This is a genomic window from Streptomyces anandii JCM 4720, assembly GCF_014650655.1.
Classification (GTDB): Bacteria; Actinomycetota; Actinomycetes; order Streptomycetales; family Streptomycetaceae; genus Streptomyces; species Streptomyces anandii.
The window spans coordinates 88821-93034 of record NZ_BMVJ01000021.1 but is presented as its reverse complement, the minus strand read 5'-3'; the positions used below and the strand labels follow the sequence as shown (position 1 = coordinate 93034).

4 protein-coding genes are annotated in these 4214 nt (G+C 73.2%); 2 read left to right on the top strand and 2 right to left on the bottom strand.

What is annotated here, in order from left to right; genetic code table 11:
• On the top strand, positions 1–1084 hold a 1084-nt coding region (locus IE249_RS29190), incomplete at its 5' end, for a PucR family transcriptional regulator (RefSeq protein WP_229859495.1).
• Here the strand turns inward: IE249_RS29190 and IE249_RS29185 are convergent.
• On the bottom strand, positions 1081–1683 hold the full coding sequence (locus IE249_RS29185) for a TetR/AcrR family transcriptional regulator (RefSeq protein ID WP_189709522.1): 603 nt from the start codon (positions 1681–1683) through the stop codon (positions 1081–1083). The genes IE249_RS29190 and IE249_RS29185 overlap by 4 nt on opposite strands.
• Before the next feature lie 97 nt (positions 1684–1780).
• On the opposite strand from IE249_RS29185, the gene IE249_RS29180 reads away from it, so the two are divergent.
• Positions 1781–3337, top strand: a complete 1557-nt coding sequence (locus tag IE249_RS29180; protein WP_189709520.1) for an MFS transporter — start codon at positions 1781–1783, stop codon at positions 3335–3337.
• Between the two features lie 83 nt (positions 3338–3420).
• Here the strand turns inward: IE249_RS29180 and IE249_RS38835 are convergent.
• Positions 3421–4214, bottom strand: a 794-nt coding sequence (locus IE249_RS38835) for an ACT domain-containing protein (protein ID WP_229859493.1), incomplete at its 5' end; no start/stop codon positions are given.

The following is a 4214-nucleotide window of genomic DNA, read 5'->3' as shown; positions in this document are numbered from 1 at the left end:
GCTGATCGCCTTCGGCGCCTACGACGTCGAAGGCGACCTGGACCCGTCGGCCCTGGACCCGGTGCGCACCCGCTCGATCCTCACCCGCCGCTCCACGGCCGAGATCCGCCACTGGTTCGAGGGCTTCGGCATCACCCGCGCGACCGGCCCGGTGCGCATCCCGCCCACCCCGGAGGCGGGCGTGTACCGGGGACGGATCTGCCTTCCGGTGCGCCATCGGGGCGTCGTCCTCGGCTACGTCTGGCTGCTGGACTACGACCCGGGGCCCACGGAGCAGCAGCTGGCCGCCGCCATGCGGGTGACCGGGCGGATCGGCGCGCTGCTCGCGGACGAGGCGCAGCACGGCGCGGATCTGACCCGGGAGCTGCGGGCGGTACTGACCGCCGAGCCGGGCTGGCCGCGGGACATGGCGGTGGCCGAGCTGCGGACCGCCCTCGGGGTGCGGGCGGACGGGCCGCACACGGTGGTGTGCGTGGCGCCGTGGCCCTCGGCGGACCCGGAGGACGCGCCGTCGGTGCGCACCCTGCCGGGCGCGACGGCGCTGTGCACGGTGCCGTGGGGCACGGCGGAGCAGTGCCTGGCGCTGCTGGTACGGCTGCGCTCGACGGGCACGCCGGCCCCGGCGGTGTCGGCGGCGACGCGGCTGCTGGACCGGGCGGGCGGTGGCGGCGCCCGCGTGGCCGCCGGGGTGGGCGGCGCACGGCTGGGGCTGGCCGAGCTGGGGACCGCGTGGACGGAGGCGGTGGCGGCCGCGCGGGCCGCGGCGGCGGAGCCGCGCCTCGGACCGGTGGCCGAGTGGGCGTCGATCGGCCCGTTCCGGCTGCTGACCGCGCTGCCCGCGCGGGCCGCCCACGACCCGGCGGTGAGCGTCCTGCTGTCCCCCGCCCACCGGGAGCTCGCCCGCACCGCCGAGGTCTACCTCGACTGCGCCGGCCAGGCCGGCCGCACCGCCGCCGAACTGGGGATCCACCGCCAGACCCTGTACTACCGCCTGTCCCGCGTGGAGCAGCTGACCGGCCTGGACCTCGACGACGGCGAGGACCGCCTGCTGCTCCACATGGCACTCAAGGCGTCCCGGCTCTAACCTTCCGAGCCGCTTTCCCTTACTCCCGCGATGAGCCGGCGCAGGCCCTCGGTGAGCTGGTCGGCGCGGGTCGCGGAGTCCGGGTCGAAGATCCACTGGACCATCAGTCCCTGGAGCAGGGTCTGGTACAGCCGGCCCTCGGTGTCGACGGTCTCCTTGTCGAGATCGGCCTCCGGGACGTCGCTGAAGAGGGGGATCAGTCCGGAGCGCCCCTGTTCCTCCGCCTCGACCAGCAGCCTGCGCACCTCGGGGAGCCGGTCGCCCTGCAGGACCAGCTCGAAGCTGATCAGCCACACGGGCCGCGACTCGGGCATGGAGCGGATGACGTTCGCCCACACCTCCTGGAAGCGCTCCAGCGAGCCGGGGGGCGCCTGCGTGGCGCCGCCCGCCCCCCAGCCCGGACCGAAGCGGTCGCCCATCTCCTCGATCAGCGCGATGTACGCCTCCACGAGCAGGGCGTCCTTCGAGCCGTAGTGGTAGCCGATCGAAGCGAGGTTGGTCCCCGACTCCTTGACGATGTCGCGCGCGGTGGTGCGCACGAACCCCTTCTGCAGCAGGCAGCGCTTGGCGCCCGCGAGCAGGTCCTCCCGGTGTCCCATGCCGCACACCCTACCCGCGATCCATACAAGCGTCCTAGACGGTCGACTTATACGCCCGTCCTAGACAAGCGTTTAAGACGCCCGTACAGTCCTCCGCATGACGAACTCACCGCTCACCACCACGACTTCGGCCGCGCCCCCGGCGCGCGCCGGACGCCGCGAGTGGACCGCCCTCGGCGTGCTGATGCTGCCGCTGCTGCTGGTCTCGATGGACGTCTCGGTCCTGTACTTCGCCATCCCGGCGATCAGCGCGGACCTGGAGCCGAGCGGCACCCAGCAGCTGTGGATCTTCGACATCTACGCCTTCGTGCTGGCGGGCCTGCTGATGACCATGGGCGCGCTCGGCGACCGCATCGGCCGCCGCAGACTGCTCCTGCTCGGGGCCGCCGCCTTCGGCGCCGCCTCCCTGGTCGCCGCGTACGCGAACAGCGCCGGGACCCTGATCGCGGCCCGCGCGGTCCTCGGCGTCGGCGGCGCCACCCTGATGCCCTCGACGATGGCGCTGGTCCGCACGATCTTCACCGACCCTGCCCAGCGGGCGAAGGCGATCGGCGTCTGGTCCGGCGTGATGACCGGCGGCATCGCGCTCGGCTCGGTGCTCAGCGGTGTCCTGGTGCAGTACTTCTGGTGGGGCTCGGTCTTCCTGGTCAACCTGCCCGCGATGGCCCTGCTGCTGGTGCTCGGCCCCGTCCTGCTGCCCGAGTCGAAGAACCCCGCACCCGGCCGCTTCGACCTGCTCGGCGTGCCGCTGTCGATGGCCGCGGTGCTCCCCGTCGTCTACGGCCTGAAGGAGATCCCCTCCGAGGGCTGGCACCCGCTCTACGTCGTCTGCGTCACCGTCGGCCTGCTCTTCACCGCCCTGTTCGTGCACCGCCAGCGCACCGCGGCCTCGCCCATGATCCCGCCGGCCCTGTTCCGAGGGCGGGGCTTCGCCCCCGCGGTGGTCCTGAACCTGGTGTCCGCGTTCGCGATGATGGGCTCGGCCTTCTTCACCACGCAGTACCTGCAGTCGGTGCTCGGCAGGAGCGCGATGGAGGCGGCCCTGTGGTCGCTGCTGCCCTCGGTGCCGATCGGCATGGCCGCCCCGCTGGCGACCGCGCTGGTCCAGAAGGGCGTCGAGCGGGCGTACGTCGTCACGGCGGGCTTCGCGATCGCCGCGGCCGGCTACGGGATGCTGTCGCTCGCCGGCACCGACTCGTTGTGGCTGGTGCTGACCGCGTGCGCGGTCCTCGCCTCGGGGATCGTGATGGTCATGTCCCAGATGACCGACCTGGCCCTGAGCGCCGCCCCGGTGGAACGCGCGGGCACGGCCTCCTCACTGCTGGAGACCGGTTCGGAGTTCGGCGGCGCGCTGGGCATGGCGGTGCTGGGCTCGATCGGTACGGCGCTCTACCGCCACGGAATCCCGGCGAGCGCCCCGGCCCCGGCCCACGAGACCCTCGGCGGCGCGCTCGCGGTGGCCCGGCACCTTCCGGGGCGCACGGGAGACGCCCTGGCGACGACGGCACGGGAGGCCTTCACCCACGGCATGCACGGCGCGGGCATAGCGGGGGCGGCGGTACTGACCCTGGCCGCGGCGGGCGCGGCGACGACCTTGCGAGGAAATCGCCGGACGAGCAAAACCAGCCCGTCTGGGGGTACCCCCTGCTCGTAGAGCTTGGGGGAGCCTGAGGACGAGGCCGTCAAGGCCGAAGGGGGATCTGGGGGGCGCAGGCCCCCCAGAAGGGTCGGCGAACCTCAGACGAGGTTCACCGACCGAGCCGAGGTCGCCCCGATCTCGGCGGCGACCTCCGCGAGGACGTTCACCGGCACCGTGTCGTCCACCGTCAGCACCGCCAGCGCCTCCCCGCCCGCTGCGGCCCGGGCGACCTGCATGCCGGCGATGTTGATGCCGGCCTCGCCGATGACACGGCCGACCGTGCCGACGACGCCGGGACGGTCCTCGTAGCGCAGGACGACCATGTGGTCGGCGAGCGCGAGGTCCACGTCGTAGTCGCCGACCGCGACGATCTTCTGGACGTGCTTGGGGCCGGCCAGCGTGCCGGAGACCGACACCTCCTGGCCGTCGGCGAGGGTGCCGCGGACGGTGACGACGTTGCGGTGGTCGGCGGACTCGGAGCTGGTGGTCAGACGGACCTCGACGCCGCGCTCCTGGGCGAACAGGGGGGCGTTGACGTAGGAGACCGTCTCGTCGACCACGTCCTCGAAGACGCCCTTGAGCGCGGAGAGCTCGAGCACCTTCACGTCGTGCTGGGTGATCTCGCCGTAGACCTCCACGTCGAGGCGGACGGCGACCTCGCCCGCGAGGGCGGTGAAGATGCGGCCGAGGCGCTCGGCGAGCGGCAGGCCCGGCTTGACGTCCTCGGCGATGACACCGCCCTGGACGTTGACCGCGTCCGGCACCAGCTCACCGGCGAGGGCCAGGCGCACCGAGCGGGCGACGGCGATGCCTGCCTTCTCCTGGGCCTCGTCCGTGGAGGCGCCCAGGTGCGGGGTGCACACGACCTGGTCGAACTCGAACAGCGGGGAGT